Origin of the sequence: Sphingobium sp. OAS761, from assembly GCF_024168485.1 — a bacterium.
GTDB lineage: Bacteria > Pseudomonadota > Alphaproteobacteria > Sphingomonadales > Sphingomonadaceae > Sphingobium.
The window spans coordinates 161,843-188,428 of the sequence record NZ_JALJVY010000002.1 but is presented as its reverse complement, the minus strand read 5'-3'; the positions used below and the strand labels follow the sequence as shown (position 1 = coordinate 188,428).

30 protein-coding genes are annotated in these 26,586 nt (G+C 65.3%); 16 read left to right on the top strand and 14 right to left on the bottom strand.

The genetic code is table 11. From position 1 onward, the window contains the following. Positions 1 to 17 precede the first annotated feature (17 nt). The 6 genes from J3E64_RS03610 (at position 18) to J3E64_RS03585 (ending at position 4,429) form a co-directional block, all read left to right on the top strand. Positions 18 to 185 (top strand): hypothetical protein, encoded by a 168-nt coding sequence (locus tag J3E64_RS03610; protein WP_253339845.1) that lies wholly within the window; start codon positions 18 to 20, stop codon positions 183 to 185. Positions 186 to 240: 55 nt separating this feature from the next. Continuing rightward, on the top strand, positions 241 to 468 hold the full coding sequence (locus J3E64_RS03605; RefSeq protein ID WP_253339844.1) for a zinc-finger domain-containing protein: 228 nt from the start codon (positions 241 to 243) through the stop codon (positions 466 to 468). Between the two features lie 46 nt (positions 469 to 514). Next, positions 515 to 1,957, top strand: coding sequence for a metalloprotease TldD (tldD, locus tag J3E64_RS03600; protein ID WP_253339841.1), 1,443 nt, complete (start codon positions 515 to 517; stop codon positions 1,955 to 1,957). Positions 1,958 to 2,012: 55 nt separating this feature from the next. Beyond that, complete coding sequence (locus tag J3E64_RS03595; RefSeq protein WP_253339839.1) at positions 2,013 to 2,588, top strand: DUF924 family protein; 576 nt, start codon at positions 2,013 to 2,015, stop codon at positions 2,586 to 2,588. Positions 2,589 to 2,742: 154 nt separating this feature from the next. Further along, a complete protein-coding gene (locus tag J3E64_RS03590) occupies positions 2,743 to 3,081 on the top strand; it encodes a P-II family nitrogen regulator (protein WP_004209785.1) in 339 nt (112 codons plus the stop codon). 13 nt (positions 3,082 to 3,094) lie between these two features. Then, positions 3,095 to 4,429, top strand: a complete 1,335-nt coding sequence (locus tag J3E64_RS03585; RefSeq protein WP_253339837.1) for an ammonium transporter — start codon at positions 3,095 to 3,097, stop codon at positions 4,427 to 4,429. A gap of 394 nt (positions 4,430 to 4,823) precedes the next feature. Here J3E64_RS03585 and J3E64_RS03580 read toward each other — a convergent pair whose 3' ends face one another. From J3E64_RS03580 to crtY, 4 genes are read right to left on the bottom strand one after another with little or no spacing between them, the layout of a single operon-like run. Beyond that, positions 4,824 to 5,777, bottom strand: a complete 954-nt coding sequence (locus J3E64_RS03580) for a phytoene/squalene synthase family protein (protein ID WP_301287032.1) — start codon at positions 5,775 to 5,777, stop codon at positions 4,824 to 4,826. A gap of 54 nt (positions 5,778 to 5,831) precedes the next feature. Further along, positions 5,832 to 6,413 (bottom strand): TIGR00730 family Rossman fold protein, encoded by a 582-nt coding sequence (locus J3E64_RS03575; RefSeq protein ID WP_253339835.1) that lies wholly within the window; start codon positions 6,411 to 6,413, stop codon positions 5,832 to 5,834. Between the two features lie 4 nt (positions 6,414 to 6,417). Next, positions 6,418 to 7,899, bottom strand: a complete 1,482-nt coding sequence (locus tag J3E64_RS03570; RefSeq protein WP_253339833.1) for a phytoene desaturase — start codon at positions 7,897 to 7,899, stop codon at positions 6,418 to 6,420. After that, complete coding sequence (gene crtY / locus J3E64_RS03565) at positions 7,896 to 9,047, bottom strand: lycopene beta-cyclase CrtY (protein ID WP_253339831.1); 1,152 nt, start codon at positions 9,045 to 9,047, stop codon at positions 7,896 to 7,898. Before crtY ends, J3E64_RS03570 begins: the two co-directional genes overlap by 4 nt. Positions 9,048 to 9,137: 90 nt before the next feature. On the opposite strand from crtY, the gene J3E64_RS03560 reads away from it, so the two are divergent. From J3E64_RS03560 to J3E64_RS03550, 3 genes are all read left to right on the top strand, one after another. Beyond that, the gene (locus J3E64_RS03560; protein ID WP_253339829.1) at positions 9,138 to 9,410 is read left to right on the top strand and encodes a metal/formaldehyde-sensitive transcriptional repressor; all 273 of its coding nucleotides are present in this window, start codon (positions 9,138 to 9,140) and stop codon (positions 9,408 to 9,410) included. Positions 9,411 to 9,460: 50 nt separating this feature from the next. Next, complete coding sequence (dmeF, locus tag J3E64_RS03555) at positions 9,461 to 10,402, top strand: CDF family Co(II)/Ni(II) efflux transporter DmeF (protein ID WP_253340269.1); 942 nt, start codon at positions 9,461 to 9,463, stop codon at positions 10,400 to 10,402. Between the two features lie 207 nt (positions 10,403 to 10,609). Continuing rightward, positions 10,610 to 11,488, top strand: coding sequence for an alpha/beta fold hydrolase (locus J3E64_RS03550; RefSeq protein WP_253339827.1), 879 nt, complete (start codon positions 10,610 to 10,612; stop codon positions 11,486 to 11,488). Between the two features lie 28 nt (positions 11,489 to 11,516). Here the strand turns inward: J3E64_RS03550 and J3E64_RS03545 are convergent, their stop codons facing one another. Both J3E64_RS03545 and J3E64_RS03540 read right to left on the bottom strand, forming a co-directional pair. Continuing rightward, positions 11,517 to 11,951, bottom strand: coding sequence for a DoxX family protein (locus tag J3E64_RS03545; RefSeq protein WP_253340261.1), 435 nt, complete (start codon positions 11,949 to 11,951; stop codon positions 11,517 to 11,519). A gap of 73 nt (positions 11,952 to 12,024) precedes the next feature. Beyond that, a complete protein-coding gene (locus J3E64_RS03540; protein ID WP_253339825.1) occupies positions 12,025 to 12,288 on the bottom strand; it encodes a DUF2282 domain-containing protein in 264 nt (87 codons plus the stop codon). A gap of 165 nt (positions 12,289 to 12,453) precedes the next feature. Between J3E64_RS03540 and J3E64_RS03535 the strand changes: the two genes are divergently transcribed. The 5 genes from J3E64_RS03535 to J3E64_RS03515 all read left to right on the top strand — a co-directional run bounded on the left by J3E64_RS03535 (position 12,454) and on the right by J3E64_RS03515 (position 15,684). Then, a complete protein-coding gene (locus tag J3E64_RS03535) occupies positions 12,454 to 12,993 on the top strand; it encodes a sigma-70 family RNA polymerase sigma factor (RefSeq protein ID WP_253339823.1) in 540 nt (179 codons plus the stop codon). Continuing rightward, positions 12,990 to 13,631, top strand: coding sequence for a DUF1109 domain-containing protein (locus J3E64_RS03530; protein ID WP_253339821.1), 642 nt, complete (start codon positions 12,990 to 12,992; stop codon positions 13,629 to 13,631). Before J3E64_RS03535 ends, J3E64_RS03530 begins: the two co-directional genes overlap by 4 nt. 78 nt (positions 13,632 to 13,709) lie before the next feature. After that, entirely contained in the window at positions 13,710 to 13,979 is a 270-nt protein-coding gene (locus tag J3E64_RS03525; RefSeq protein ID WP_253339819.1) for a hypothetical protein, read from the top strand. 74 nt (positions 13,980 to 14,053) lie between these two features. Next, entirely contained in the window at positions 14,054 to 14,896 is an 843-nt protein-coding gene (locus J3E64_RS03520; protein ID WP_253339817.1) for a DUF692 domain-containing protein, read from the top strand. After that, on the top strand, positions 14,887 to 15,684 hold the full coding sequence (locus tag J3E64_RS03515) for a DNA-binding domain-containing protein (protein ID WP_253339815.1): 798 nt from the start codon (positions 14,887 to 14,889) through the stop codon (positions 15,682 to 15,684). The genes J3E64_RS03520 and J3E64_RS03515 overlap by 10 nt, the downstream gene beginning before the upstream one ends. Here the strand turns inward: J3E64_RS03515 and J3E64_RS03510 are convergent. The 4 genes from J3E64_RS03510 to J3E64_RS03495 are packed head-to-tail and all read right to left on the bottom strand — an operon-like array spanning position 15,663 to position 19,254. Then, positions 15,663 to 16,778 (bottom strand): patatin-like phospholipase family protein, encoded by a 1,116-nt coding sequence (locus J3E64_RS03510; RefSeq protein WP_253339813.1) that lies wholly within the window; start codon positions 16,776 to 16,778, stop codon positions 15,663 to 15,665. The two genes, J3E64_RS03515 and J3E64_RS03510, sit on opposite strands and share 22 nt — an antisense overlap. A 48-nt stretch (positions 16,779 to 16,826) precedes the next feature. After that, a complete protein-coding gene (locus tag J3E64_RS03505) occupies positions 16,827 to 18,089 on the bottom strand; it encodes a patatin-like phospholipase family protein (protein ID WP_253339811.1) in 1,263 nt (420 codons plus the stop codon). A 12-nt stretch (positions 18,090 to 18,101) separates the two neighbouring features. Further along, on the bottom strand, positions 18,102 to 18,356 hold the full coding sequence (locus J3E64_RS03500) for a carboxypeptidase-like regulatory domain-containing protein (RefSeq protein WP_253339809.1): 255 nt from the start codon (positions 18,354 to 18,356) through the stop codon (positions 18,102 to 18,104). 4 nt (positions 18,357 to 18,360) lie between these two features. Continuing rightward, positions 18,361 to 19,254 (bottom strand): serine protease, encoded by an 894-nt coding sequence (locus J3E64_RS03495; protein ID WP_253339807.1) that lies wholly within the window; start codon positions 19,252 to 19,254, stop codon positions 18,361 to 18,363. A gap of 306 nt (positions 19,255 to 19,560) precedes the next feature. On the opposite strand from J3E64_RS03495, the gene J3E64_RS03490 reads away from it, so the two are divergent. Next, positions 19,561 to 20,637, top strand: coding sequence for a hypothetical protein (locus tag J3E64_RS03490; protein WP_253339805.1), 1,077 nt, complete (start codon positions 19,561 to 19,563; stop codon positions 20,635 to 20,637). After that, a complete protein-coding gene (locus J3E64_RS03485; RefSeq protein ID WP_253339803.1) occupies positions 20,637 to 21,530 on the top strand; it encodes a hypothetical protein in 894 nt (297 codons plus the stop codon). Before J3E64_RS03490 ends, J3E64_RS03485 begins: the two co-directional genes overlap by 1 nt. An 8-nt stretch (positions 21,531 to 21,538) precedes the next feature. Here J3E64_RS03485 and J3E64_RS03480 read toward each other — a convergent pair whose 3' ends face one another. From J3E64_RS03480 to J3E64_RS03465, 4 genes are read right to left on the bottom strand one after another with little or no spacing between them, the layout of a single operon-like run. Further along, positions 21,539 to 22,591, bottom strand: coding sequence for a ComEC/Rec2 family competence protein (locus J3E64_RS03480; protein ID WP_253339801.1), 1,053 nt, complete (start codon positions 22,589 to 22,591; stop codon positions 21,539 to 21,541). After that, positions 22,588 to 23,931, bottom strand: coding sequence for a hypothetical protein (locus J3E64_RS03475; protein WP_253339799.1), 1,344 nt, complete (start codon positions 23,929 to 23,931; stop codon positions 22,588 to 22,590). Before J3E64_RS03475 ends, J3E64_RS03480 begins: the two co-directional genes overlap by 4 nt. Further along, positions 23,928 to 25,193 carry a caspase family protein gene (locus J3E64_RS03470; RefSeq protein WP_253339797.1) on the bottom strand — a complete coding sequence of 422 codons (1,266 nt, stop codon included), beginning with the start codon at positions 25,191 to 25,193 and terminating at the stop codon, positions 23,928 to 23,930. Before J3E64_RS03470 ends, J3E64_RS03475 begins: the two co-directional genes overlap by 4 nt. Further along, positions 25,159 to 26,415: a S8 family serine peptidase gene (locus J3E64_RS03465; RefSeq protein WP_253339795.1), complete on the bottom strand. Its 1,257-nt coding sequence runs from the start codon at positions 26,413 to 26,415 to the stop codon at positions 25,159 to 25,161. Before J3E64_RS03465 ends, J3E64_RS03470 begins: the two co-directional genes overlap by 35 nt. Positions 26,416 to 26,586: the final 171 nt, after the last annotated feature.

The following is a 26,586-nucleotide window of genomic DNA, read 5'->3' as shown; positions in this document are numbered from 1 at the left end:
GCCGTAGATGTCATTGCATGTCCTTCGCATTATTCCTCGGCGGGTCTGTCATGCCGGTGCTGCTCATGCTCTCGCCGCTGGCGGTGATGGCGACCAGCGAATGCGACGACTGGAAACCGGCGGCCTGGACGGTCAGGGACAAGCCGGCCGAACCTTGCGCCCGCCCGCGCTGGCCGCTGATGTGAAGCGTCCCATCCGGCATATTGCGGCGCAGCGCCGCCGCTGCTAGGGCCGTTTTCCATGATCCAGCCGCCCGAAATCATCCGAGTCCCCAAACCCCGCGTCTCCTGCGACGGATCGGGCGACATACCGGCCGCGCTCGGCCACCCGCGCGTCTTCCTGGAAATAGACGAGCATGGCTATGTCGATTGCGGCTATTGCGACCGCCGCTTCGTGCTGATCGGCGGCGTGGCGGACACACCCGATGTCGCGGGCAAGCCGGACATCGCATCGGGCGCCAGCCTCTGACGCTTTTTCGTTTGGGTTGGGCCGCGCCCTCCCTATATCGGACGGCATGACCGATCTTTCCGCCCAGTTCACCGATGCCCGCGGCCTGCTTTACCGTCCGGGCCTGCTAGATCCCGACGGCGCGCGCCGCCTGACCGCCGAAGCGCTCAAGGCCTGCGACGATGGCGAGCTGTACCTGCAATATCGGGCGAGCGAGAGCTTCGGCTTCGATGACGGGCGGCTCAAGACCGCCGACTATTCGACCGACGCGGGCTTCGGCCTGCGCGGCGTGTCGGGCGAGATGACCGGCTTCGCGCACGCCAACGACATCAGCGAGGGCGCGATCCGCAAGGCGGCGCAGACGCTGGCCCTGCTCGATCCGGCGAAGGGCCGGCCCGCGCCGCCGCCGCTCGGCACCAATCGCCACCTCTATACCGATGCCAATCCGCTGGAAATCGTGCCCTTTGCCGAAAAGGTGACGCTGTGCGCCGCGGTCGATGCGGCCGCCCGCGCCCGCGACCCCCGGGTGGCGCAGGTGTCCGTCAGCCTGGCGGGAAGCTGGTCGGTGGTCGAGATCGTCCGCGCGGACGGGTTTACCGCGACCGACATTCGTCCGCTGGTACGGCTCAATGTCTCGATCATCCTGGAGGAAAATGGCCGGCGCGAAACGGGCGTGTTCGGCGTTGGCGGGCGTTATCTCTACGATCAGGTGATGGCCCCCGCGATGTGGAACCGCGCGATCGACGAGGCGCTGGCCCAGGCGCAGGTCAACCTGCGTTCGGTCGCTGCGCCCGCCGGTGAGATGACGGTGCTGCTCGGTCCCGGCTGGCCCGGCGTGCTGGTGCATGAGGCGATCGGCCACGGGCTGGAGGGCGATTTCAACCGCAAGGGCACCAGCGCCTTTTCCGGCAAGATCGGGCAACGTGTCGCCGCGCCCGGCGTCACCGTCGTCGACGACGGCAGCATCGCCGATCGCCGGGGTTCGCTGTCCATCGACGACGAAGGCACGCCGACCCGCGAGAATGTGCTGATAGAGGACGGTATCCTGCGCGGCTACATGCAGGACCGGCTGAATGCCCGGTTGATGGGCGTGGAGCCGACCGGCAATGGCCGTCGCGAAAGCTATGCCCATGCGCCGATGCCGCGCATGACCAACACCTTCATCAAGGGCGGGCAGGACGATCCCGAGGAATTGCTGTCGCGCATGAAGAGCGGGATCTTCGCCAAAAGTTTCGGCGGCGGCCAGGTCGACATCGTGTCGGGCAAGTTCGTCTTTTCCTGCACCGAAGCCTACAAGGTCGAAAATGGCCGGCTGGGCGACCCGATCAAGGGCGCGACGCTGATCGGCGACGGCCCGACCGCGCTGACGAAGGTGGCGGGCGTCGGCGACGACTGGGCCCTGGACGAAGGTATCGGCATGTGCGGAAAGGGCGGGCAGAGCGTTCCGGCGGGCGTCGGTCAGCCGACGCTGCTGCTCGAAGGGCTCACCGTGGGCGGCACGGCCGCCTGAGCCATTTGTCGGCATGAGCGGAGGAACCCATCCTACGCCCGGTCATTCTCGTTCCATGAACATGCTGACCGACAGTCATGACGCCGTGACCGCCGACTGGGCGGCGGCACTTCTCGATTTCTGGTTCAACGAGGTCGGGGAGGCGGGATGGTGGAGCCATGATCCCGCGATCGACGCGGTTTGCGTCGACCGGTTCCGCGGCGACTGGCAGGAAAAGCGCAACCGGCCGGCCGAAAGCTTCCTCGACCGTGCGGACGACGCGCTCGCCGCCATATTGCTGTTCGACCAGTTGCCGCGCAACATGTTCCGGGGAACGGCGGATGCCTTTGCTACGGACGATCTTGCGCGGGCCATCGCGCGCGGTTCGGTCGCGCAGGGCTATGACGTGCAGATCGGCGGGGCGGGACGGCCTTTCTTCTACATGCCGTTCATGCACAGCGAGGCGCTGGAGGACCAGGCCCTCTCCGTTCAATTGTTCACGGGCGCGGGCGATTCCGAATCCCTGAAATTCGCCCGCGAACATCATGCAACCATTGCCCGCTTCGGTCGTTTCCCCCATCGCAACGCCATTCTCGGCCGCCAGACCTTGCCTGAAGAGGCGGAGGCGGTTGCTGCTGGCGCCGGTTGGTAGAATTGCTGCCCAAAAAATGTGCAAATGCACGGCGCTGCCCAAAAATTTGGCTGCGTCTTTCGGCGCAGCGTGCACAAAGCCCGCATCAACCCGTCTTTAGCAATTTGGCACGCCTCTTGCTGGTAGTCGTCCGCACACCAGTAAAGGGGGCGACATGAAACTTGTCATGGCTATCATCAAGCCGTTCAAGCTTGACGATGTCCGCGAGGCACTGTCCTCGCTCGGCATCGCCGGCATGACGGTCAGCGAAGTGAAGGGCTTTGGTCGCCAGAAGGGCCAGACCGAAATCTACCGCGGCGCCGAATATTCGACCAACATGGTTCCGAAGATCAAGATCGAGGTGGTCTGCGACGACGACCTCGCGCCGCGCGTCGTGGAAGCGACCCAGGCGGCCGCCAATTCGGGCGCCATCGGCGATGGCAAGATCTTTGTCCTCGATGTCGGTCAGGCCGTGCGTATCCGCACCGGCGAAACCGGCGAAACCGCGCTGTAAGAAGGGGGGAATAATGACCTTTTTCAAGAAACTCGGCGGCGTGGCGGGGGCTGGTGCCCTGTCGCTCTTCGCCGCTTTGCCCGCCTGGGCACAGGATGCGGCCGCCGCCGCACCCACGCCCGACAAGGGCGATACGGCCTGGATGATGGTGTCGACCATCCTCGTCCTGGCGATGATCCTCCCCGGCCTCGCCCTGTTCTACGGCGGCCTGGCCCGCACCAAGAACATGCTGTCGGTGATGACGCAGATCGGCGCCGTGGCGGCTTTCGCCATGCTGATCTGGGTGATCTACGGCTACACCATGGCGTTCGGTGACGGCGGCAACGCGATCATCTCGGGCTTCGGCAAGCTGTTCCTCGCGGGTGTCACGCCCGACAGCACGGCGGCGACCTTCACCGACGGCGTCGTGATCCCCGAATATGTCTTCATCTGCTTCCAGATGACGTTCGCGGCGATTACCGTGGCGCTGGTGCTCGGTTCCGTGGTCGAGCGGATGAAATTTTCCGCCGTCATGGTCTTCGCGCTCGTCTGGCTGACGCTGGTCTATTTCCCGGTCGCGCACATGGTGTGGGCGGGCAACGGCTATTTCTTCGGCTTGGGCGCCCTGGACTTCGCGGGCGGCACCGTGGTGCACATCAACGCGGGCGTTTCCGCGCTGGTGGCCTGCCTCATCCTTGGCAAGCGCATCGGTTTCCCCAAGGAACCCATGCCGCCGCACAGCCTGACGCTGACCGCCGTGGGCACCGGCCTGCTGTGGGTCGGCTGGTTCGGCTTCAACGCCGGTTCGGCGCTGGAAGCCAATGGTTCGGCCGCTCTTGCGATGATCAACACCTTCGTCGCCACCGCGTCGGCCGGTCTGTTCTGGATGCTCGCCGAGCGTCTGAACGGCCACAAGGGTTCGGCCCTGGGCTTCTGCTCGGGTATCATCGCCGGTCTGGTCGCCGTCACGCCGGCTGCGGGCAATTCCGGTCCGTTCGGCGCGATCATCCTGGGCGCGGTTGCCTCGGTCATCTGCTTCTACGCCGTGACCCTGCTCAAGCCCAAGCTCGGCTATGACGACAGCCTGGACGCCTTCGGCATCCACGGCATCGGCGGCATGGTCGGCGCGATCGGCACCGGTATCGTCTATGCCCCGATGTTCGGCGGTCCCGGCGACGGTTCGGTCGGCATCGGTGCGCAGCTCGTCATCCAGATCGAAGCGGTCGTCGCGACCATCGTCTGGGCATCGATCGGCACCGCCATCGCCATCTTCGTCGCCAAGGCCCTGACCGGCCTGCGGGTCAGCCAGGAAGTCGAACTGGAAGGCCTGGACCTCGGCGAGCACGGCGAGCGCGCCTACAATATGTAAGATTTGGCAGGGCGGCCCGCCCGATGGGAAAGGGCCGCCCGCCTGCCGATGTTCCTCCTGCGAACATGCCTGGGGCCGGTGCGAAAGCATCGGCCTTTTTTTTGGTCGGTGCTCCCATGCCGGCGAAGGTATCGGTCCATGGTCGGGCCGCCGGACGGCGCGGGACGATGGCCTGTCCTACAGGTGCGGCGTCATGATAGTATCGCTGCCGTTCTTTCTCATTGCCGGCTTGTTTTGCCCGTGCCGCAATTCGCGCCGGCACGGGCCGACTTCGCAAAAAATCTCCTATTGCGAAATCGACGCCACAGGTCCGTCCCCGCGCTTTCGCGTCGGCCACGACCGTGTGAACTTTACAGGATTTGCATAGTTGCGGAATGCCGGTCGGGATGGCGCGTCAGCGACCCGGACGCTTCCATAGCGAAGCCGGCCGACCCTGACCCGAAGGCCAGCGGCGTGCCCGGCCCGGCACCTGAGCGCCCGCGCGCACGACCCAGCCAAGCTTTTCCCGCCTGGGCGTGACGACGCGGCGGTCCCAGGCCTTTTCCCCCCGACGCCCGACTTCGCGGGCGATGTCGCCGTAGATGCCTGCTGCCGCCAGCACCGCCCATGCGGCGCGCGGGGGCAGGGCCCCAGTGCCGTGGCGTGCACTGGCCTCGTAGGCTGCGGCCATGTCGGCCAGCCGCCGGGACAGGATGGCCAGGCGGGGACGGGCCCATGGCTTCATATGCTCGCCCGGCGGTATATCCATCTCGACCAGCCATTCGACCGGCAGATAGCATCGGTCGGCAGCTTCGTCCTCGCTGATGTCGCGCGCGATGTTGGCGAGCTGGAAGGCGAGGCCGAGGTCGCAAGCCCGGTCGAGCGTCGCCTCGTCCGCCGGATCGACGCCCATCAGCACCGCCATCATGCACCCGACCGCGCCGGCGACATGATAGCAATAACGCAGCATGTCGGCTTCGCTGCGCGGACGCCAGTCGCGGGCGTCGAGTGCGAAACCCTCGATCAGGTCCTGGGCATATTGCTCGGGAATGCGGCATTCGCGCATGACGAGGCCGAAGCCGTCGAAGGCCGGGTCGCCGGTCGGCTCGCCGCGCAGGGCGGTCGCGGTCAGCACGCGCATCGACGACAGCCGCGCCTGCGCGTCGCCCGCCGGATTGAGAGCGCCGCCATGATCCTGCCCGTCGGCGATGTCGTCGCATTTGCGGCACCAGGCATAGAGCAGCCAGGCCCGCTCGCGCGTCACGCGGTCGAAAAGGGTCGATGCCATGGCAAAGGATTTGGAACCGCGCGCTATGGCATTGCGGGCATGGGCGACAAGGGCGGGGCGGTCTGGCATCACGGGCGACATCGTTCCGACATGCCCCGCGTTACGTCGAAAGTCATCCACTGCCGTCGCGATCCGCTACAGCCGCGATGCCTTCATCGCGAATATCGTCTCATGCGGCCGATAGGCGGCCATCGCGTCGAGCAGTCCCTCTATGCTGTCGTCATGGATCAATATGCCGCGATGCTGCGGCCGGATGAAGCCCGTGTCCGCCATGTGCCGGTTGAACGCGATCAACTGGTCGTAAAAGCCGGCGACGTTCAGCAGGCCGACCGGCTTGTCATGATAGCCAAGTTGGGACCAACTGATCGCTTCCCACAGCTCGTCCATCGTTCCGACGCCACCCGGCAGGGTAACGAAGCCGTCGGACAGGTCGGTAAACAGCTGCTTGCGCTGATGCATCGTCTGGACGACGTGCAACCGGGTGCAGCCGCGATGCGCGACCTCCGCGCCGACCAACGCTTCGGGGATGACGCCGATTACCTCGCCCCCCGCCTCCAGCGCCGCGTCCGCGACGGCGCCCATCAGGCCAAGGCGCCCGCCACCGTAGACGACGCCGATGCCGCGCTGCGCCAGGGTGCGCCCGACATGGCGCGCGGCGTCGATATAGGTCAGGTCGGCGGGGGTCGCCGATCCGCAATAGACGGCCAGTTTCGTCATGGGGTCAGACCAGATCCTCTATCATCAGCGTTGCCGTCGCCTTGGCGCTGCCCACCACGCCGGGGATGCCCGCGCCCGGATGCGTGCCGGCCCCGACCAGATACAGGTTGGGGATCACATCGTCGCGATTGTGCGCACGGAACCAGGCGCTCTGGGTCAGCAGCGGCTCCAGGCTGAAGGCGCTGCCCAGATGGGCATGGAGGTCACGGCCGAAATCGCGCGGCGTATAGTGAAACCGCGTCACGATCCGCGAACGGATGTCGGGTATCAGGCGATGCTGGATTTCGTCCAATATGCGTTCGGCATAGGCTGCGCCGAACTGGTCCCAGTCGATCGGCAGCTTGCCCAGGTGCGGCACCGGGGCCAGCGCATAGAAAGTCGAATGCCCCTCCGGCGCCATCGACGGGTCGGTAACGGTCGGATGGTGCAGATAGAGGGAGAAATCCTGCGGTAGAACGCCATGGTCGTAGATGTCGGTCAGCAACCCCTCGTAGCGCGGACCGAACAGGATCATGTGGTGCGGGATGCCGGGCCAGCTGCCCTTGATGCCGAAATGCAGGACGAACAGGCTGGGCGACCAGCGCTTGCGCGCCAGGCCCTGCGCCTGCTTTTCCCCCCTGGGGTGATGGCCCAGCAGGTCGCGATAGCTGTGCATCAGGTCGGCGTTGCTGGCGATCGCGTCGGCCTCCCCGCGCCAGCCGGACGCGGTGTGCACGGCCGTCGCCTTGTCGCCATAGGTTTCGATCCGGGTGACGGCATCGCCCAGCCGCAGCGTGCCGCCCAGCCGTTCGAAATGCGCCGCCATCCCCTGCACCAGCCGATTGGTGCCGCCCTTGGCGAACCAGACGCCGCCATCCTTTTCCAGCTTATGGATCAGGGCGTAGATCGCGCTGGTCTTCATCGGATTGCCGCCGACGAGGAGCGTGTGGAAACTCAGGGCCTCGCGCAGTTTTTCGCTTTTCACGAAGGACGAGACCATCGAATAGACCGAACGCCACGCCTGATGCTTCGCCAGCGCGGGCGCTGCGCGGATCATGGACGCGAAATCGAGGAACGGGACGGCGCCCAGCTTGCGATACCCCTCCTCGAACACGCCCGCCGAATAATCGAGGAAGCGTTCGTAGCCCGCGACATCGGCCGGATCCAATTTGGCGATTTCCGCGCGCAACGCCGCTTCGTCGTTGGAATAGTCGAAATTCGTGCCGTCTCGCCAGTTGAGGCGGTAGAAGGGCATGACCGGCATCAGCGTCACATCCTGCGCCATGTCGTGGCCGGACAGGCGCCACAGTTCGGCGAGGCAGTCCGGATCGGTGACGACGGTCGGCCCGGCGTCGAACGTGAACCCGTCCCTTTCCCACATATAGGCGCGGCCGCCGGGGCGATCGCGGGCTTCCACCAGGGTCGTGTCGATGCCGGCCGATTGCAGGCGGATGGCGAGCGCGAGGCCGCCAAAGCCTGCGCCGATGACAATGGCTTTCCGGTTCATCGGAACGAAGGGTCCAGCAATGCGCGCATGGCGCTCCTTATGGGCACGGGCGGGCGTCCGCACAAGATGCGGATGCGGTCGACGATGGTGGAGCGACCGGAATAGAAGCGTTGGATGAGCGGCGCGGGAAGGCGGTAGAAGCGGGCGAAGATGCGCCAGCGCAGCGGCGGCCGCGCCGCGCCGAACAGCATCCGGCCCAGCAACCGGTAATAGCCGCCATGCCGCCAGCAGGTCCTGGCATGGGCGCGCGTGGCGGCGGGCAGATCGTCGAGCGGCCGTCCCGCCAGCCACAGGGCGAACCGCACGGCATCGGGCAGGGAATAACCGGTCATCGGCTGAAACAGGCCGGCGCGCACGCCCGCACGCGCTATCGGGTCGTCCGCCGGCCAGAAGCGGTCGAAGGCACCGCCATGGACCACCGGCAGAACGCCCTGTTCGCGATGGACGATCGTCCCGTCCCAGCCCCGTGCCGCGGCATAGGCCGCGATGCGGGCCGCGATGGCAGGGACGTCCAGGTCGGGCGTGTCGCTATAATATGTGTCCTCGATGAAGATTGTCCGGTCGTCGCGGGGAAGGAGATAGACGAAGCGGTAGCCATCCACCTGGTCCACGGTCGCGTCCATGATGACGGGGCGGTCCACGCCGTGCGGCGCGTCGAGGTGCAGGCTGTGGCCGACGAATTTCTGCCACCCGCATCGCAGGGCGGACAGATCGACCGCCCCCCTGGCGTCGATCACGGCCCCGGCCCGGATGACGCGCCCGTCGGCCAGGGTGACCTGATCAGGTGCGATGACGGCCGCGGATGCTCCGGTGAGCAGGCGCGGACCCAGAAGGGCGGCGAGAGTGGCGTGGAACCGACCCGATTCGATGCTCTGATACCCGCAATCGAGGGTCCGTTCGAAACCGGGGAAGCGCACGTCATGCCCCTGCGGCCATCGGTGGGTGATGAACGGATCGACCAGCCATCTGTCGCTGTCGGCGACGTCGCCGTCGAAGAAGGACCAGAGATGGTTGCCGCCGGCTTGCGGTCCGCTTTCGATCAGCATCAGCCGCACCTCCGGCCGCAACACGGCGAAGGCATGGGCCAGAAGGCCGCCGGCCAAGCCGCCGCCGACGATTGCCAGGTCGCATTCCATCTCGCCATTCATCCTGTCCTGTTAGGGGACGGCGCGACGCATGACCATGGGCCAAAGGGGAAGCCTTGCAACATCGACCAGGATAGTATAGGGGGGTATATTATGCATGTGGTGGTCAATCGAGACAAGTTGCTGGCGCGTGTCCGGCGGATCGCCGGGCAGGTGGCCGCCGTGGAGCGTCAGCTTTCGGGCGAGGCGGACTGTTCGGAGACGTTGCAACTCGTCGCCTCGGTGCGGGGCGCGGTCGGCAGCCTGATGGAGGAACTGATCGAACAGCATATGCGCGATCATGTCGCGCGGCCCGGCCTGTCGGACGCACAGCGCACCGCTGCTACCGAGGAAATGCTGGCGCTCATTCGTCGCTACGGGAAATGACGATGCACGATCATGACCATAGTGGCCACGACCACGTCCACGACCACGACATGGGCGCGTCCGTGCCCGACGCGGCGCCGCATCCCGTCGATGACGACGGTGAGGAAAGCCATTATTTCGATCATATCTACCTGTCGGCCGGACATGACAGCAATGCCCGCCGCACATTGTGGGTGGTATGGCTGACGGCCGCGACGATGGTCGTGGAAATCGCCTTCGGCTGGCTGACCGGTTCCATGGCCCTGCTGGCAGACGGCTTCCACATGGCGACCCACGCAGGCGCTCTGGCGGTCGCGGCCGCCGCCTATGGGTATGCCCGCAGGCATGCCCGCAATCCGCGCTTCACGTTCGGCACCGGCAAGGTGGGGGACTTGTCGGGCTTCGCTTCGGCGTTGCTGTTGCTGGTCACCGCGCTGTTCATCGCGGTCGAATCGGTGATGCGCTTCTTCGATCCTGTCCGCGTGGCCTTTGGCGAGGCGACCCTCGTCGCCGTTATCGGCCTGATCATCAACATCGTGAGCGCCTTCATGCTGGGCCATGATCACAGCCATGATCATGGCCATGGCGCGCATGCCCACGCGCATGGCCATACCGACAATAATCTGCGCGCGGCCTATGTCCATGTGCTCACGGATGCGCTGACATCCGTGCTGGCGATCGCTGCTCTGCTGGCCGGCCGCTATATGGGCTGGTCGTGGCTCGACCCGGCGGTCGGGTTGCTCGGCGCGGTCGTCATAGCGCGCTGGGCCTGGGGCCTGATGGCGGACACGGCGGCGATCCTGCTCGATACCGCCGAGCCGGCGTTGATGGCGCGAATACGCGCCCTTGCCGAAAATGAGGGCGCGACCATTCGCGACCTGCACGTATGGCGGATCGGACCGCATGCCCATGCCGCCATAGTGAGCCTGGCGCCCGGTGCCGACAGCGGTAAGGTTCGGGCTCGCATCCGGGCGTTGCCGGGAATGGCGCATATCACTGTCGAATGCGCCTAGGTCCATCGCGGCTCGGGCGCTTCGCGCTGTTGTGACCGCCTTGCTTGTGGATCGGAGAAGTCATTTTTTCCAGTATGTTATTCCGTTCACAAGAGCGCCTGTCATCACTAGAATGAGCTTCCAGCGACGCGCAACGCTGCCTCGGATCGGGGCTTGGCGATGGCCGAAACGCAGTGTGCAGACGTAAAGCAAGGATCCCGACGACGCATGAACAAGGTCAAAAGCATCCAGGTGCCGGTGGCTGAAGACATTGCGCTGACCATCGATGTCGGAGGACAGGCGGGAGCTCCGACCATCGTTCTTCTGCACGGTGGCGGGCAGACGCGTCATTCATGGGCGGATGCCGTTTCATACCTGATTGCCCGCGGGTATCGCGTGATGAACATCGATGCGCGAGGTCATGGAGAAAGCGACTGGTCGCCCGATGGCCGATATCGTCTGGAGGATCTGGCCGACGACCTGGCGGCGGTGCTCGCAACCGTGGACGGCCCTGTCGCCCTGGTCGGAGCATCGCTGGGCGGATTGACCGGGCTCTGTGCAGTCGGGCAGGGGCTGGTTCCCAATGTTCGCGCGCTGGTGCTGGTCGACATCACGCTCAGTCCGGTGGAGGCGGGCATACGGCGTATCGTGGCCTTCATGACCGCGAATGAGGGCGGATTCGCGACGCCGGAACAGGCGTCGGACGCGATCGCGACCTATAATCCTGCGCGCGGCAGGCCCGCGAGTACGAAGGGCCTTGCCAAGGTGTTGCGGAAGCGATCCGACGGCCGCTATCACTGGCATTGGGACCCGGCCTTCCTGCGCCAGCCCGCGGAAGGGCGTCCCTGGACCATGGCGGCCGTTTCCGCCGCCCCCAATGTCGGCATCCCCACGCTTGTCATCCGGGGCATGGACAGCGACATCGTCGACGATGCGGGGGTCGCTGAACTGGCCGCAACAATTCCCCAGGTGGAAGTGCGTGAGATTGCCGGTGCCGGGCATATGGTAGTGGGTGATCGCAATGATGCGTTCATGGGCGCGATGGCCGATTTTCTGGCGCAGACATTTCCGAGCGAACCGGATCGCGCCGGACACATGGACGACTGAGCCGGTGCCTTACGGAGCCGCCCGGTCGTCACGCCGGTGTGCGACGGGAGATATGCGCATCGAGCGACCAGCGGCCGCCGCCGCGGAGCAAGAGCGGCATCAGCAGTCCGGCCCAGCTCAGATGGGTCGGCCACGCATCGGGATAAACGAAGATTTCAATGATGGCGGTCATGCCCAGAAGGCCCGCCGCGGCTATACGGGTGCCAAGCCCGACGACGAGCATGGCGGAAAACAGATGTTCCGCTATCGCCGCCGCCCACGCCGCCACCAGCGGTGGCAGTAACGGGAGGGCATATTCGGTGCGGAACAGGTCGACCGTGCCTTCGGTCAGGGTGAACCATCCTTCCACCTTGGTGCGGCCGGACAGGAAGAAGATGGGCGCGATCGACAAACGCCCGAGCAGGAGAAGCAGTGCGTCCGTGCGCCGGCCAAAGGGGTCGTTCGTGGTAAGGATGCGGATCATACGGGACATGGTCGTCTCCATGCGGGTCGGCCCGGCCGGCGGGGATGTGGGAAGTCCGGCCGGGCCGGGGGCTTCAGGTGCGCGGGGTGAGGGACCCGAAGCCCTTTGGGGTCTTGATGCTGGTGCAGGTGCCGGCCTTCACCAGCTTCCAGGCGTCGCCTTGATAGTCGACCTTCGACGTTCCGGCGCAGCTCGTTCCGGCGCCCGCCTTGCAATCATTCTTGCCTGCCTTGGCCACGCCATAGCATTTTTCGGTCTTGGGCGTGTCGGCGGCGTGCGCGACGGCGGCGGTGGAAAGCGCGACGGCAACGGCCATGGCGGCGTGTCTGGCGTTCATAGGGATGTCCTCTTCGGGGTTGCGTGGATGGGCGGGCTGCGTCGGCACCCGTGTCCCCTATTCGGCCGGGAGCCGGAGCCGGTTACGCTAAAAATTTTTCCGCTCGCGACAGGGATGCTGTAACCATCCGGTCCGCTGCTTCGAATGGGGTCTTGGGGTGAGCCTATGCGACCGAGCGAAGATTTTCTGAAACAGCTGATGACAAAGGGGCTGGATGGCGACGCGGCGGCCCATGCGCAGTTGCTGCGCGCCCTGCTTCCGCTGTTGCGGGGCTTCTATCGCCGGCGCATGGCGGGCCAGGATGCCGACATCGAGGATCTGGTCCAGGACACGCTGATCGCGGTGCACCAGCGCCGCATCACCTATGACGTCGCTCGCCCCTTCACCAGTTGGCTGTTCGCGGTAGCACGCTACAAGATGATCGACCATTTCCGGACGCGGGGACGGAGCTTTTCCATAGAGGATCTGGACGAGATCCTGGTGACGGAGGGCTTCGCCGAGCGGAGCGATGCCAGTGCTGATGTCGACCGCCTGCTGCGCGCCATACCGCCCAAGCAGGCCGCGGCGATCCGCGCCACGAAGATCGAGGGGCTGTCGGTCACGGAGGCGGCAGCGCGCTTTGCCCTGGGCGAATCCGACATCAAGATATCGGTACACCGTGGCCTCAAGGCGCTCGCGAACCGGGTCAAGGACAGTTTGAAATGAAAAGCGAAGACCTGATCGAAGCCCTGGCGCATGATGTCGGCCCTGTCCGGCGGCGCGCCCTGTCCTTGCGCCTGACCATGGGCCTGATCATGGGGGCCGTCGCGACGGCGGCTGCCGTCGGCCTGGTCCTGGGCTTCCGTCCCGACCTGTGGATTGCCATGCAGGGTACGATCTTCTGGATCAAATGGCTGTACACCGGCAGCCTGGCGATCTGCGCGAGCTTGGCGACCGTCAAGCTGGCGCGTCCGGATTCGGGATCTTTCGGCTGGCTCTGGATCGCGCTGCTGCCGGTGCTGTGCCTCGCTCTGCTGAGCACGCTGGAGCTGGCATCGACGCCGTCGTCGCAATGGCTGGCCATGTGGCTCGGCGGCAGCTGGAAGGTCTGCTCGCGCAATGTCGTCCTGCTGTCGGTGCCGATTTTCGGCGGATTGCTGTGGTCTTTCCGCAGGCTTGCGCCGACGCGGCTGCGGACGGCCGGGGCGGCGGCCGGCCTGACCGCGGGCGCATGGGCCGCGACGCTCTATTGCCTTCATTGTCCCGAAACCTCGCTGATCTTCGTGCTCACCTGGTACACGCTGGGGATGGCGCTGGCGGCCTTGGCGGGCGCGGCGCTCGGACCCAGGCTGCTGCGCTGGTAAATCACGATGGAGATGTAACCGGCTGAGGCCGCCATCCGAATGCAGAAGGCCAACAAGGCACCTCATTTGGAGACTATCATGACCATCCTCACCAAACATGCCGGTTTTGCCGCCGCCGCCGCGCTGATCGCCGTCACGTCCGCCGCGACCAGTACGCCGGTCTTCGCAAAACATGCCGCCGCCGAAAAGGTTGCCTGCTATGGCGTCAACGCATGCAAGGGCCAATCGGACTGCAAGTCGGGCAATCATGATTGCAAGGGCCAGAATGATTGCAAGGGCCAGGGATTTAAGGACCTGACCAAGAATGCCTGCGCCAAGGCGGGCGGCAGCCTGACCGCCCCCAACTGACGGATAGGCAGCGCGCCGGTTTGTTCCCGCGGATCGGACCAGCGCGTTGCCCCCAGCATCAGGATCTTTATCCAATGACACGTCATGCCCATCTTTTTGGCCTGGGTTTGCGCAAACCGCATTATCGGGATTTCCTGGCCGGATCGGTCGCCGTCGATTTCGTGGAAGTGATTTCGGAGAACTTCATGGTTCCCGGAGGGCGGCCGCGCGACATCCTGCGGCGGGTGCGGCGCGACTATCGGGTGGCCATGCATGGCGTGTCGATGTCGGTCGGGTCGGCCGATGGGCTGGACGAGGACTATCTGCGCCGACTGAAGGCGCTGGCGGACGAGATCGAGCCTTTCCTTCTGTCCGACCATCTGTGCTGGACCCGCCTGGGCGCGCATAATGCCCATGACCTGCTGCCGATGCCTTATGACGACGAGGCGCTCGACCTGATATGCGACAATGTCGATCGCGCCCAGGAAGTGCTTGGCCGCACGCTGCTGATCGAAAACCCTTCCAGCTACGTCACTTTCGCGACGTCCCGGATGACGGAGTGGGAATTTCTCGCGGCACTGTGCCGCCGCACCGGATGCGTGCTGCTGATCGACGTCAACAATATCCATGTCAGTGCGATCAATCATGGCTTTTCGGGCGCCGATTATCTCGCCGGCATTCCCATGACGCATGTCCGGCAGGTTCATCTCGCCGGGCACATGGCTGGGCGCGACCTGTTGATCGACACGCATGACCAGCCCGTATCCGCGCCGGTATGGCAGCTTTTGCAGGCCCTGCTCGGTCAGGTGCAGGATGTGGCGGTGATGATCGAGCGCGACGACAATATCCCGCCGCTGGACATATTGCTGGCGGAATTGGACTTGGCGCGTGACATTGCGGCGCGCGTCGAGGCGGAACGGTCGGTACCATGCGCCTGAAGCGGATGCAGCGCGATTTCCTGAGCTGGCTCGCTGGCGAGGAGTCGGAATCGGCCGCGATGCTGCCGCTGGCCGACCGGCGCGGCCTGGCCGTCTACCGCAACAATTACAGGGGAGCGTTGATGGCCTGCCTGGCCGAGAGTTTTCCGATAACCCGCGCCTGGCTGGGGGAAACGGCGTTCGATGCTGCCGCCGCGCGCCATGTCGACCGCGTTCCGCCGTCCAGTTGGACGCTGGATGCCTATGCGCGGGATTTTCCGGCCGGCCTGGCCGACGACTATCCCCGGGATATGGAGGTCGCCGAACTGGCGCGGCTGGAACTGACGCTCTCCGATGTCTTTACGGCCGCCGATTCCAGCCCCGTCACGGTCGGGGACCTGAGCATGATCGATTGGGACGGCGCCCGGCTGTCGCTGGTCCCGGCCGCCAGCATCCTGTCGCTGCGGTCGAATGCGCCCGACATCTGGAGCGCGCTCGCGGATGACGAAGCCGATCCGCCCGCCGGGAGTTGGGGAGCGGAGCCGCGACAACTGTTGGTCTGGCGACAGGAATGGCTGTGCCATTTCCGACCGGTCGACGATGACGAAGCGAGCGCGCTCGCGATGATGGGCGCTGGCGGACTGGATTTCGCCATGCTGTGCGAGCGCCTTGTGCGGCGCCTGGGTGAAGCGGCCGGCGTCGCGCAGGCGGGCGAATGGCTCGGGCGTTGGGCGCAGGAAGGCCTGCTATGCCATTCCCTACCCTCCGGTCCCGGCGGTTGCCCGGCTCATACGCCCGACGAGGGATAGGGGAACGCAGCCGCTGGGGTGCCGCCTGACAGGACATGGCCTCGAACCGCAGCGTCGCACGCCGCATAGCCCCAATTGATCAGCCTCTCCTGAAGTTCGGACGAAAGGCGCTTCAGACGCGTCGGCGTTGCCGCCAGCTGCCGTGTGCGTTCCAGCGGCGCGGGAAGCGGAGACGTGGCGCCCAGGTTGGCGATATCGCTTCTGATGCCCCAATAGGCTCCCTTTCTATCTCCACGGTCGAACGCCTGGATCAACTGGCGAACGCGTACGCTGGATACCTGGCCGTGAATGATGTCGAGTACACGCTTGGCATGTTGTGCCCAGTCGGCAGGCGGCGACGGATCGGGTTGCAGCGCGCCGCCGGCGTCGGCCACCAGCAAGGTGCGATAGCGCTTGTACACGGTTTCCAGGCCGAGATTGTCATAGACGCCGCCGTCGGTAAGGGAGACATCCTCCAGCAGGCGCTCATCCACGCCGGGCTCGATCTGGGTGAAATCATCGGCGCCGACGCGCAGCACATAGGGGGAAAGCACGGGCGGGAAGGCCGAAGAGGCCGTCACCGCCTCGGCGAGGGGAACGGTTGGGCGTTCCACGGTTCCGACCCGCCAGTCGCGCATATAGGGTTTGGAAAAGCGCCATAGCGATCCGGTTTCGACATTGGTCGCGTTGATCACGAAGCGCGGCGCGTCAGGCAGGTCCTGTAATGTCGCGTCGCCGAAGAGGTGGCGTCTATATTGTTCCGCGACCCTGTCGGCCACGCTGCCGGGCAGCAACAGCCCGCCGACGATGGAGGGGATGTCGATGGTGATCGCCGTGAGCTTGCGGATCGGCGCAACGACATGGGTCATGAAGGCGTCCCGATCCGTCAGGCGCGGCCATTCGAGCGCGACCTTGGCCGATGTGATCGATCCGCCCGATACGCTGGAGATGCGCGCGGCCTTCATCAGCAGGCCGGCTTCGAACAGGCGCAGAAGCCCGCCCAGATGGAACAGGGTCGCCCGGTATCCGCCGCCCGACAGGGCGATGCCGATACCGTCCTCCAACTGTTCGCCGCGATCCTCGGTCGATACCGGCTCTTCGATATTGCTGCTCATGTCATGGCCTCCCTGCCGATGGCGTAACGGTCCGGCGGTGCGCCGGTCCTAGCGTTGGGTGATGGGGCGCAGCGCGATCCAGGGGGCCGGAAGGGCGGCCTTGCTCTTTCCGAAATCGCGCAGGCAAGCCATGAAGCCGGGGTCGAACATCGCGTCCGGATTAGCTTTATGGCAAAATTGACCGGGTGCGGCGGGGTCGGGATGGTTGTTCCAGCCCTGGGCGGTGATCAGCGATATCGGTTCGCTCGGCCGTTCCAGCCGCAAGGCGGCGATCGATCCCACCTCCAGTTGGTTGACGATGATCGCCTCCGCACGCAGCGCGTTGGTCAGGGCATCGGCCGCGTCATTGGCCTTGGCATCGGATGCCAGGGTCGTGGGGCCGTTGCGCACGACATAAAGACGGCCTGCCGGTATGCCGCCACGATCGCGCGCCACGGCGCGCTCGGCGCGGCCGATCCCCTCGGCAATACGCGATTCGAAGACGGACTGGCGGACGCCGCCGTCATAATAGGTGACGCCGTTGATACGCACTTGCTGGAAAAAGACCGGCATCGCCGCCGATGCCAGCGCGGCGGCGGTGAGGCACGCGCGGGCTTCCCGTCGGTCCGGCAACCGGGCGATGCGGACCGCGTCGACATAATAGAAGCTGCCTGAATCCGCCTCCACGAACCCTATCAGTATCTGCTTTCCCGACTGCGCCAGCGCATCGATGAAACAGGGGCGCGAGGGATCGGCGCAGATGCGCTGCTCGATCCTGCGCTTGAGTGGTTTCAGGCCCGCGATCGCCCCGCGGATCGCCGCTTGCCATTGCGGATGACGGTCGACGATTTCGGCCTCGCCGGACGGACTGTAAGCGGCAACGAGCTGGTCGAATGCCTCGTCGGTTCCGACGCCCAGGAACAGGGACTGGAGGCCGCCGGTGCTGACCCCGGTGATGATCTTGAACGGCGGCAATGCTCCCTGGCGATGCTGTTCCGCCAGAAATTGCGCGCCGAAGGCACCCCACTGACCGCCCCCGGACAGCAACAGGTAACTCGGTTTGCGCGGTGTGCTTTCGGCGCCGCTGGTTGCTGCCGGCATCAGTGCGGCTTCCAGTGCCGCATCCAGCGGCGCCCGGGCGGGAGCCGCTTCGGCTCCGCCGCTCTGTATCTGCTGTTCCAGTGCGCTGGGCGGCAGCTTCTGTCGCAGGCTGCGCTGCGGGTCAGGATTGTCGAAATCCCGGCAGGCAATGTCCAGCGCACCCGATGTGGCGCACGCCGCGAGCGGCATTGCCAGCATCGCGACCAGGGCGTTCCTCAATCCGCGTCCCATGCCTGTCCCCCTTCAATCCTTCACCACCAGCCTGACCGGCGTCATTTCGCCTTCGACATCAATGGTGACCCGGCCATGCGCATCGCGATGATGCGCCTCCAGCGTGAAATGACCATCGGGCAGCGCCAGCCGGAAACAGCCCGTCCGATCCGTTCGCGCGGCAATGTCGGGCGACGGACTTGTCCCGCCGGTCACCATGACGAACGCGCCCGCCACCGGCGCGCCATTTCCCGATAGGACCTGTCCGACAACCGCATGGCGCGTCATGGGATCACCCCGCGTCGGCCGCGATCCAGCCGGCAATGCATTCCGTCAGCTCCGGGATCATCCGGGGCCCTGAATTCAAATCCTGACCTGCGGCCGCGGAGCCGCCGACGCCATAGGCATGGACGCCGATCACCACGGGCGGCGTGCGCGCGTCCGGCAGTACATAGACCGGGGCGCCGCTTTGTCCGCCCATCGTGTCGACATCGTAGAATATCCGGCGCGGCGCCAGGCGGTGGATGCGGTTGCGCGCCCACCATTGTTCGGTGCCGTCGCCCCGGTCGCCGGGATAACCGCTGACGTTCACGCTCATTCCCGTCAATTTGTCGTTGGGATAGGCAGCCACGCCGAACCAGCCGATGTCCGCCGGCACTGCCGCGTCGGCAGGCAGGTGGATGGCGGCCACATCGAAATCGGGGTCCTGTCGCTCGATCCAGGCATCGGTGCTTGAAAATTTGGTGGCGCGCATCTGGCCAAAGGGCTTTTCGGCGCCGTCGCGGCCGGGGGTGACCGTGATCGTGCTGGCCCATCCGCCCATCTGTGCGCGGTCGAATACGCAATGTCCGGCGGTGATGATCGTGCGCGGACCCGCGAACCAGCCGGTCCCGATGAAATCGCCCCAGGGGCTGGCGATCTCCAGCGCGCAGATCATCCGCCAGGGCGCCTCTTCCGTGGCATGGATGCGCGTGCGTTCGTCCGAGCCGATAATCGAGCGGATGCCAAAACCCATGCCGCGTGCCGCCGATACGGGCGATCTGGCAAGGGTCGCCAGCCGTCGCACCGTGCCCGGTTTGGATGGCAGGGCGGCCGGTGCGCCTGGCAGGATGATTTCCTCGGTCAAGGCCCGGGGAAGCGGCGTCGCCGCTTCTCCCCCCATTTTCGTGATGGACGTCAACCGCATCGATACCGCCCCGCTTCTGAAATAATGCCTGTATACACGATTTGGTTTTCCATCACCAGTTCATTACGATGCCAGATGGTATGACATCCGAAACGGAATCAACTGGTCATGCCTAAAGTCGTCAATTGATTTGACTATATGCGCTACTTCGATCAAGGTTAAAGCAAGTTACATTTTCATTGTTTCTATGGACGATTCGGGCGGGGAAGGCATTTTTGCCAACCTTTCCGTGACTTCGTTGCTTTGCGGTAGAGGGGTGCCATGGGGGGCTTCCGATCCTGGGGAAATGGCAAGGCGACGGCATCCATGTATATGGTGCCGGCGCAGGGAGCCGTTGGCTGGCGTGCCCGTGGCGGGAAGCCCGCGATCGTCTGCATGACCCTGCTGCTTTCCGTTCTGATGGCGGGTTGCGGCATGAATCGGGTGCGTGTCGAAACGGCGGGCAATGTCAGTGCCGCCTCGTCTGCCGTGGTAGCCAAAGCCAGGTCGGCAATCGACGATGCCGAGGCGCGTCGCGCCCGTGCCTATCTTACCTTGATCGCCAGCGACCCGCATTGTTCGCCGGTGGACCCCGTCTATATCTTCGTGCCCTTGCGTCCGCCGGTGCCGAATGATCCCAGGGCGCCGTTGTGCGCCAATGGCGCGGACGCCGTCCTGGCAAATTACAGGGTCAAGTCGGTCAGCTTCAGTCCTGCCAGTTCGGAGGCGTTGAAGCCTACCGTGCTGCTGATCGGCGCGATCGGCGATTATGGCGCCGCGCTGGCCCGTATTGTCGCGGAGCCCAAACCCGACATCCGTAAGCAGATGGACGACATCGCCGCCAAGGCGGCCGAGGCCAAGACCATCGCCGAAGGGTTGACGGGCACCTCCTTGCCCGCGCTGCCCGACCTCAAGTCCAAGCAGGTCGAAGCCGCGGTGGCGCTGCTCGATTTCGTGGCGGCGCTGTCGCACGAAGCCGGACAGGTGCGCGATATCAGGGCTGCCCTGCGCGCGCATGGCGACAAGGTTGAACAGGCGATCGCCAGCCTGCCCGTGCAGATCCGGCAATGGCAGGAAGTGGCCACCGCGGGATATTCGCAGGTCACGGTCGATAATTTGCGCACCGCCTATGAGAATGAACGCGGCAAGCTGGATTTCGACGGACGCCTCGCGTTGCTCACGCTGTATCGCCAGTCTGTCAGCGACCGCGAGAAGGTGAAGCCGACCACGGACGCATTCCTGAAATCGGTCGAACAACTCGACAGGGAGCAGGCGGACCTGCGCCACGCTCTGGACAATCCGACGGATGCACAACGCGCGAAGGCGGCGGACGAGTCCGGCAAGCGCATCATCGACGCGCTGGGCCTGGTCGCGAAGGCCGTTTCTGCATGGGGGGTGATCTGATGGCGAGCAAATCCGATCTGATCGACGCGGCTGTGGCATTCCGCGACGCTCTGCACGCGCTGGCCGGCGACGGGCGCTTTTCGGATGCGGAACGCGGGGCGTTTTCGGCTTTGCATCTTTTTTACAACGGCCAGCTCAACGCCTTCATGACCGCGCCGCGTTTCGGTGACAATTCGGCCTATTATGATCTGCCGCTGGCACATGCGCGAAAAGGGCTGGCCGCCATCGCCCAGATGGTGCCGGGCAGCGCTGCCAGCCAGCAACCGGTCTATGACCACTCCAATCAGGGTGGCGATGCGCTGGAGGCGGTGACCTCCGCGCTCCGCGAAAGCAGCTTCCTGCGATTTTCCGGACAATTGCGGACAAAAAGCACCAGGACATATGTGGCAATGCCTTTTCCCCGCGTGCCACCTGCGCTGACCGGTGCGGAAAGCGGTGGCGCCCCGACGCCCCCCCCGCCGCCCAAGCCGGCTGCGGATCCGCCCTGGTTCGCCAAGCTGATGACGATGTTCCCGGCCGAGGCAGTGACGGTCTATCTGGCCGCGGTCCAGATCGCCGGGGGCGGTGCGCTGTGGCTGGTGGCCGTCGTGCTGCTTGCGGTCATCGTGGTGCGCGTCGCAGCGCTGCGCAGCGCGCAGGGTACGGTCAACAAGGCCGCCGTGGCGGTATCCGCCATGTCTTTCCTGCTGTGGGTCGGTGCGACGCTGGACCTGTCGCTGGCCGAAAACATCAAATATGTCCTGCACACCGACATCGACGCCAGGATGCAGCAGCAACAGATTCAGAAGGTTGCCAGCATATTGGTGCTGCTGTGGACCTGGATATTGCCGCAATTGGTCAGGCTGGAACCGGCACCGGACCCGGCGCCGCACGATCCGCCGCCATCCACCTGATCGCCGGCCTATATGTCGATGACCAACGGTTGCCTTTCCTGGTCGGGGAACCGACACTCATAATCCCAGCGCTGTTTCAGCGCTCCGTCGTTCCACGGCGTGGTCCGGTCGCTGGCATAGTTGAAATAGAACAGCTTGTGACCGGCGCTGCCGAAACGCAGGATCCGGCTGATGGCCTCCGGATCGGGGTGGCCGAAAACCGCGCCGCTGGTCGAGATGGCGAAACGATGGCAGTCCATCCTTTCCAGCAGGGCGCGGGTCACGTTGGCACGACTGCCATGATGCGGCAGCTTGACGAGGTCGAACCGGGGAAGCGCGCCATCGACGGCAAGCTTGTCCAGCATGTCTGTCAGAATGTCGGGATGAGCGTCCGCACCGAGCAGCACCGACCGGCCGCCATATTCGATGATCATCGCGATGCTGGAGCCGTTGGGAACGGTCGAATCCTCGGGGCTGGCCGCGCTGAGCCGCTCGACATCCAGTACCGCCGGCATCGGCCGCTTGCCCAGGGGCTGCAAGCCGCCCGCCTGCGCGTCGTGCCAGGTTCGCCAGCCCGACCAGAGCTGGCGCAGTTTGGACACGGTGGGTGACAGCAACGTCAACCGCAGGTCCGCAAAATCGAACGTCATGGGCTCATCGCCGACGACAATGGCTTTGCCGCCGAAATGATGGTTGAGCGTCCAGCCCTTGTCCGCCAGCGCCTTGCTATAGGCATCGGCGGCGGGAAAACCCATGGGTTGCAAGCCGCCGCGGGTGGCAAGTCCCTGCAACTGGACAAAGCCGTTATGCCATATTTCGATCGGGACCAGCGGCGGATGCGGATCTTCCGCAAAGGCGCGCAACCCGTCGATATGATCCGCATCGATATGGCTCAACAGCAGCAGTTCCACGGTTTCGCCATAGGCCTCGATCGTGCTGAGCGCCGGTTTCAGATGCGCCCAGCATCCCTTGCGTCCGCCATCGACCACCACATGTCGCAACGGCTGCACGCCGTCGCCATAGCTCAGGATCAGGCAGTCGCCTTCGTTGGCCGGCAGCATCGAGAGACGAAACACGCTCATGTCCTGTCCTCCTTTGGCGCGGCGTAGCGCAGAACCGTGAAGGCCTGGCCCAGGTCGGTTCGCGCGGCGAGTTGCGCCGCACGCGCCGCCAGCGGGGCAAGGTCAGGGAAATCAGGCGACAGCAGCAGCAGCATTTCCTGTAACAAGGGGACACCGGCGCTGAAATAGGGAATGCCCGCCGCGCAGGCCCGTCGCAGCGCCTCGGCGGCCTCGCCGTTGTCGTCGCTGTTCTGCGGACGCAGGATCGCGCGGCGCGCATGGACGATAGCCGCGTCCGGCACATGGGGATAGCGCATCATGCAATCATATAAGCGCGCGTCCCAGATTTCCCGCTCATACGGATCATACACCGCCAAGCCGACATAAGCGGCGGCGCAGGCGGCAAGGGAATTTTGTCCGTCGCGGATCACGCGTTCGATCACGTCGTCGCGTTCCAGCATTTCGAGCATCGGGCCAGCGGCATTGGCCTGGCCTCGATCGAGAAAGGACAGCAGGCCAGCCATGGCCGCGTCGTCCACCGCCACCCGGGTCGCCGCATCGTCGGTCCGGGCGGGGTCCACCAGCAGGGTCGCCTGTGACAGCGTGCCAGACGCAGCGCAGAGCCAGGGCAGCGGCAGGCTGGCGACCTCGACCCGGCCATTTGGCAAGGTAACATGAGCCCAATGTCGGACATGCTTGTCGGGGGAAGCGACGCGGTCGGACGCTATGCGCCACATCGCCCCGTTTCCAAGCAGTTCCGCCGGGGCAATGGCGTCGGCCTCCGAAGGGGGCGGGTCATTTTGCGTCATGTCCAGAACCGGGTCGCGCAGCAGCGACATCGTGGCATGGACAGGCGGGGCGGGCAGGGGCGACGCGGGTGCCGGCGTCCGCCAATATCGCAACCCCTTTCTGAAGCTTTGCAGCGGCGATGTCGTCGTGGAATCGATCGTGCTGGCGCGTTCCAGTGCCTTGAAATACTCATCGCTGCTGCTGTTGCCCGATGCGGACAGGGCACGCGACAGGCTGGACCGGTCCGCCTGTCCCATCGTTTCCTGAAGGCTGAAGCCGGCACCGGGCGCGAAATCCTCAAAGAAGGTGTAGCGTTCGTTGCTGTCCTCGTTGATCTGCACGTTGCGCTGGAGGATGCGCCCTGAAGGCAGGGTCAGCTGCACATTATACATGCCCTGGGGAAGGTCCTGCGATACGGTCTGCCCGGCGGGCACGACCATTTCATGACTGATCGGACGTTCTTCGTCGTCACGGGCAAAGCCGAAGACGCGCGCGACCACTGGACGACTGTCGTCGTCGCTTCCCCGGGTTCCGCCGAAGCTGATCGATATACCTGCCGGGCTTACCATCATGGCTGCTTGCTCACACGCAATTCGCACGTGACCTCGGGCGGATAGGCAATGATTTCCTCCGGGGTGGCGCTGAAACGCGATGCCGCCGCAAATCGCGCCGATACGCCATAAATGACGTCGCGCACGCGCTGGGTCGGATTGACCAGCCTGAGCGCGCATGGCGTGGCACCCGGATTGCCCGTGCCTGCCGGCGGCTTGTAAGTGAAGCTGTGCGCCAGTGCGCCACCGCGCATCGCGTCGATCCAGACCTCCTCTTTCCATATGTCGGGCTCGTTGGCGGTGATATAGAGCGGTACGGCGATACGTTCGGGCTTGCAGATCCGGAAATCCTGCGTTTGCGCGGCGGGCCGTTGCACGATGCCTTCCTGGCTGGAAATTCGGGCAAGATAGGTCGCCAGCGCCGAATGAAGGCGGCTGGTCGTCACCCACCATTCGGCCGTCTGATCCGCGCCGCCCCCCGTCAGCGCCGCCAGAAGCGCGTCGTTGAACAGGGTGGCGCCATCGGCGCGGCCCCATGCCGGGGTATAGAGGGATGTCGCGAAATGGACGCTCTGCTGAGCCGGAGCACTGTCGCGACCGGCCAGGCTGAAAATGGAGAGAAGAGGATTGCCGGGCGTGGCCTGGCCCAGAAGTTCCGCTTCCGCGTCCGGCGTTCGGCACGCATCGACCAGCAATAATTGCTGGTCTGGCTGGCGAGTGGACAGCGCAATGCGGAATTGTTCGAAATCGATCGCGCCCTTGAAGCGGTTCTGGCGGCTGCGGCCATAATCCCGGCACAGCAGGACCGGGTTGCCCGATTGCAGGCCATGTCCGCAAAAGGCGAAAACCAGCGCATTTCCACGCCTGCCGGAGGCACGCTCGACCCAGGCCTCAACCGCCTTTTCCACGTCGGCGACGGTCCCGCGCGGCACCCGCGCCGCCGGCTTGGCCCGGGGGTGATCGTACCGCGCGGGCGTCGGCTCGGACAGCAGCATCGCCAGGCTCGCGAGCGGCCGTTCCGCATTGTCGAAACCCTGGGAATCCAGAAACCAGTCTGCCAGGCGGCGGATCGATGTTGCAGGCGCCGCGAGCTGGCCCATGCCCATCGCATTGTCGTCATGCAGCGCCGGGTCATAGTCGGCGCCATCCTCCAGCCAGGGATAGTCGCCGATGCCGATCAGCAGCACATGCGTCCCGTCCCGGTCGGACGGGTCATGGAAGAGAAGAGCGGGATCCGCCATGCCAGCCTCAACCGAGCGGCGCCAGCGCGCGGCCACGGCCACGCTCGGTTTCATCGCAGTCGGCGGGCAGGCCGTCGGTCACGGCCGCGCTGAACAGTTTTTCGCGGACCCGGTCAGGGGTCGGCGTCTCGCCCCCGGCCGCGATCGCTTCCCACCACAGGGCCGCGAGGCCCGCGACATGGGGGCAGGCCTGGCTGGTGCCGCTCATGCGGGCGAGCCCCTTTTTCAGATCCGCGGAGACGATGTCCACGCCCGGGCCCGCGATCAGCGCGTCGATATTGGAAAAGGGAGCGATTCTGAAACCCCCGCCATTCTGGCCGTAGGCCGCGACCGAGACAACGCCGAGCGTCGCCGCAGGCAGCGATGTCGAGATGCGGAAGTCTGCCGCCTGATCGCGCCGGCTTTCGTTCCCCGCCGCGCTGACCACCAGCATATTGCGGCCGATGAACTCGCTGACGCGGAAATTGGCCATCAACGTGTCGAACGCCCGCAGATTCTGGCCGAACACGACCAGCGCATTGGAGGCCGCCACTTCCGGCGCCATGCCGTCCTGCGTCAATGTCGCGACCAGCCCCGGGAAGTCGAAGCCGAGCGACATGGAGACGATGTTCGCCCCCTCCCGGCTGGCCCAGGTCAAGGCATCGAACAGCATCCCGGAGTCGCCGCCGCCATCGTCTGGCAGAACCTTCCCGATCAATGCACGTTCGATGCCCGGGGCAACGCCGATCCGCGTGCCGTCGATTTCGCGGCCGAAGATCGTGCCGGCGCAATGGGTGCCGTGCCCATGCCGGTCTACCGCCGTCTTGACCTCACCATCGACGGTGAAATCGCGACAGACGAGTTCCATGCCGGCAAAGGCAGGATGTTTCTTGTTGATGCCGGTATCGAGCACCGCCACGGTCACGCCGTTTCCCGTGCGCGGGCTTCGATCCGCGCCCGTCGCGGCGATGCCCCAGCTCGCCCCCATGGCGGCCGGAACCGGTTCCCGGTCGCCATAGGCAATGAGCCGCACCGGCATGGCCCGACCGATCATGCGCACGCCTTCGCGGCGGCGCTCCGCCGATGCCTCCTTGTCCGAGAGTTCGGCCGTGGCCACCTTCACGCGGGTCGGCTGCTCGGCCGTGGGACGCGCCGGGCGGCCTCTGCCCCCCATCGGCCTCAGCGCGACCGGGACGCGACCCCGACCGGGTACGCTTTCAACGGCGGGAGGCGGCGGGAATCCGTCCGGATCCTGCTCGATGATGAAAAAGCGCCTGGTCGTCATGGACTGTCCCCTCGTCCGTTGCCGTTTGCCGCGCCCTTTTGTTATCGTTGTGTCCCCGCGCGCCCGTCATCAGCCGTCATCGGGAAGCATGTCATAGGTCACGCACGACTCAGCGGAAAGGCCGACGATCATGCGGATGGTAGAACAATATTATAAAATCCGTGTCGCCGA

Coding starts and splice junctions, on each gene's coding strand:
- J3E64_RS03610 (WP_253339845.1), top strand. CDS start 18: ATGTCCTTCGCATTATTCCTCGGCGGGTCTGTCATGCCGGTGCTGCTC.
- J3E64_RS03605 (WP_253339844.1), top strand. CDS start 241: ATGATCCAGCCGCCCGAAATCATCCGAGTCCCCAAACCCCGCGTCTCC.
- tldD (WP_253339841.1), top strand. CDS start 515: ATGACCGATCTTTCCGCCCAGTTCACCGATGCCCGCGGCCTGCTTTAC.
- J3E64_RS03595 (WP_253339839.1), top strand. CDS start 2,013: ATGAACATGCTGACCGACAGTCATGACGCCGTGACCGCCGACTGGGCG.
- J3E64_RS03590 (WP_004209785.1), top strand. CDS start 2,743: ATGAAACTTGTCATGGCTATCATCAAGCCGTTCAAGCTTGACGATGTC.
- J3E64_RS03585 (WP_253339837.1), top strand. CDS start 3,095: ATGACCTTTTTCAAGAAACTCGGCGGCGTGGCGGGGGCTGGTGCCCTG.
- J3E64_RS03580 (WP_301287032.1), bottom strand. CDS start 5,777: ATGTCGCCCGTGATGCCAGACCGCCCCGCCCTTGTCGCCCATGCCCGC.
- J3E64_RS03575 (WP_253339835.1), bottom strand. CDS start 6,413: ATGACGAAACTGGCCGTCTATTGCGGATCGGCGACCCCCGCCGACCTG.
- J3E64_RS03570 (WP_253339833.1), bottom strand. CDS start 7,899: ATGAACCGGAAAGCCATTGTCATCGGCGCAGGCTTTGGCGGCCTCGCG.
- crtY (WP_253339831.1), bottom strand. CDS start 9,047: ATGAATGGCGAGATGGAATGCGACCTGGCAATCGTCGGCGGCGGCTTG.
- J3E64_RS03560 (WP_253339829.1), top strand. CDS start 9,138: ATGCATGTGGTGGTCAATCGAGACAAGTTGCTGGCGCGTGTCCGGCGG.
- dmeF (WP_253340269.1), top strand. CDS start 9,461: ATGGGCGCGTCCGTGCCCGACGCGGCGCCGCATCCCGTCGATGACGAC.
- J3E64_RS03550 (WP_253339827.1), top strand. CDS start 10,610: ATGAACAAGGTCAAAAGCATCCAGGTGCCGGTGGCTGAAGACATTGCG.
- J3E64_RS03545 (WP_253340261.1), bottom strand. CDS start 11,951: ATGATCCGCATCCTTACCACGAACGACCCCTTTGGCCGGCGCACGGAC.
- J3E64_RS03540 (WP_253339825.1), bottom strand. CDS start 12,288: ATGAACGCCAGACACGCCGCCATGGCCGTTGCCGTCGCGCTTTCCACC.
- J3E64_RS03535 (WP_253339823.1), top strand. CDS start 12,454: ATGCGACCGAGCGAAGATTTTCTGAAACAGCTGATGACAAAGGGGCTG.
- J3E64_RS03530 (WP_253339821.1), top strand. CDS start 12,990: ATGAAAAGCGAAGACCTGATCGAAGCCCTGGCGCATGATGTCGGCCCT.
- J3E64_RS03525 (WP_253339819.1), top strand. CDS start 13,710: ATGACCATCCTCACCAAACATGCCGGTTTTGCCGCCGCCGCCGCGCTG.
- J3E64_RS03520 (WP_253339817.1), top strand. CDS start 14,054: ATGACACGTCATGCCCATCTTTTTGGCCTGGGTTTGCGCAAACCGCAT.
- J3E64_RS03515 (WP_253339815.1), top strand. CDS start 14,887: ATGCGCCTGAAGCGGATGCAGCGCGATTTCCTGAGCTGGCTCGCTGGC.
- J3E64_RS03510 (WP_253339813.1), bottom strand. CDS start 16,778: ATGAGCAGCAATATCGAAGAGCCGGTATCGACCGAGGATCGCGGCGAA.
- J3E64_RS03505 (WP_253339811.1), bottom strand. CDS start 18,089: ATGGGACGCGGATTGAGGAACGCCCTGGTCGCGATGCTGGCAATGCCG.
- J3E64_RS03500 (WP_253339809.1), bottom strand. CDS start 18,356: ATGACGCGCCATGCGGTTGTCGGACAGGTCCTATCGGGAAATGGCGCG.
- J3E64_RS03495 (WP_253339807.1), bottom strand. CDS start 19,254: ATGCGGTTGACGTCCATCACGAAAATGGGGGGAGAAGCGGCGACGCCG.
- J3E64_RS03490 (WP_253339805.1), top strand. CDS start 19,561: ATGTATATGGTGCCGGCGCAGGGAGCCGTTGGCTGGCGTGCCCGTGGC.
- J3E64_RS03485 (WP_253339803.1), top strand. CDS start 20,637: ATGGCGAGCAAATCCGATCTGATCGACGCGGCTGTGGCATTCCGCGAC.
- J3E64_RS03480 (WP_253339801.1), bottom strand. CDS start 22,591: ATGAGCGTGTTTCGTCTCTCGATGCTGCCGGCCAACGAAGGCGACTGC.
- J3E64_RS03475 (WP_253339799.1), bottom strand. CDS start 23,931: ATGATGGTAAGCCCGGCAGGTATATCGATCAGCTTCGGCGGAACCCGG.
- J3E64_RS03465 (WP_253339795.1), bottom strand. CDS start 26,415: ATGACGACCAGGCGCTTTTTCATCATCGAGCAGGATCCGGACGGATTC.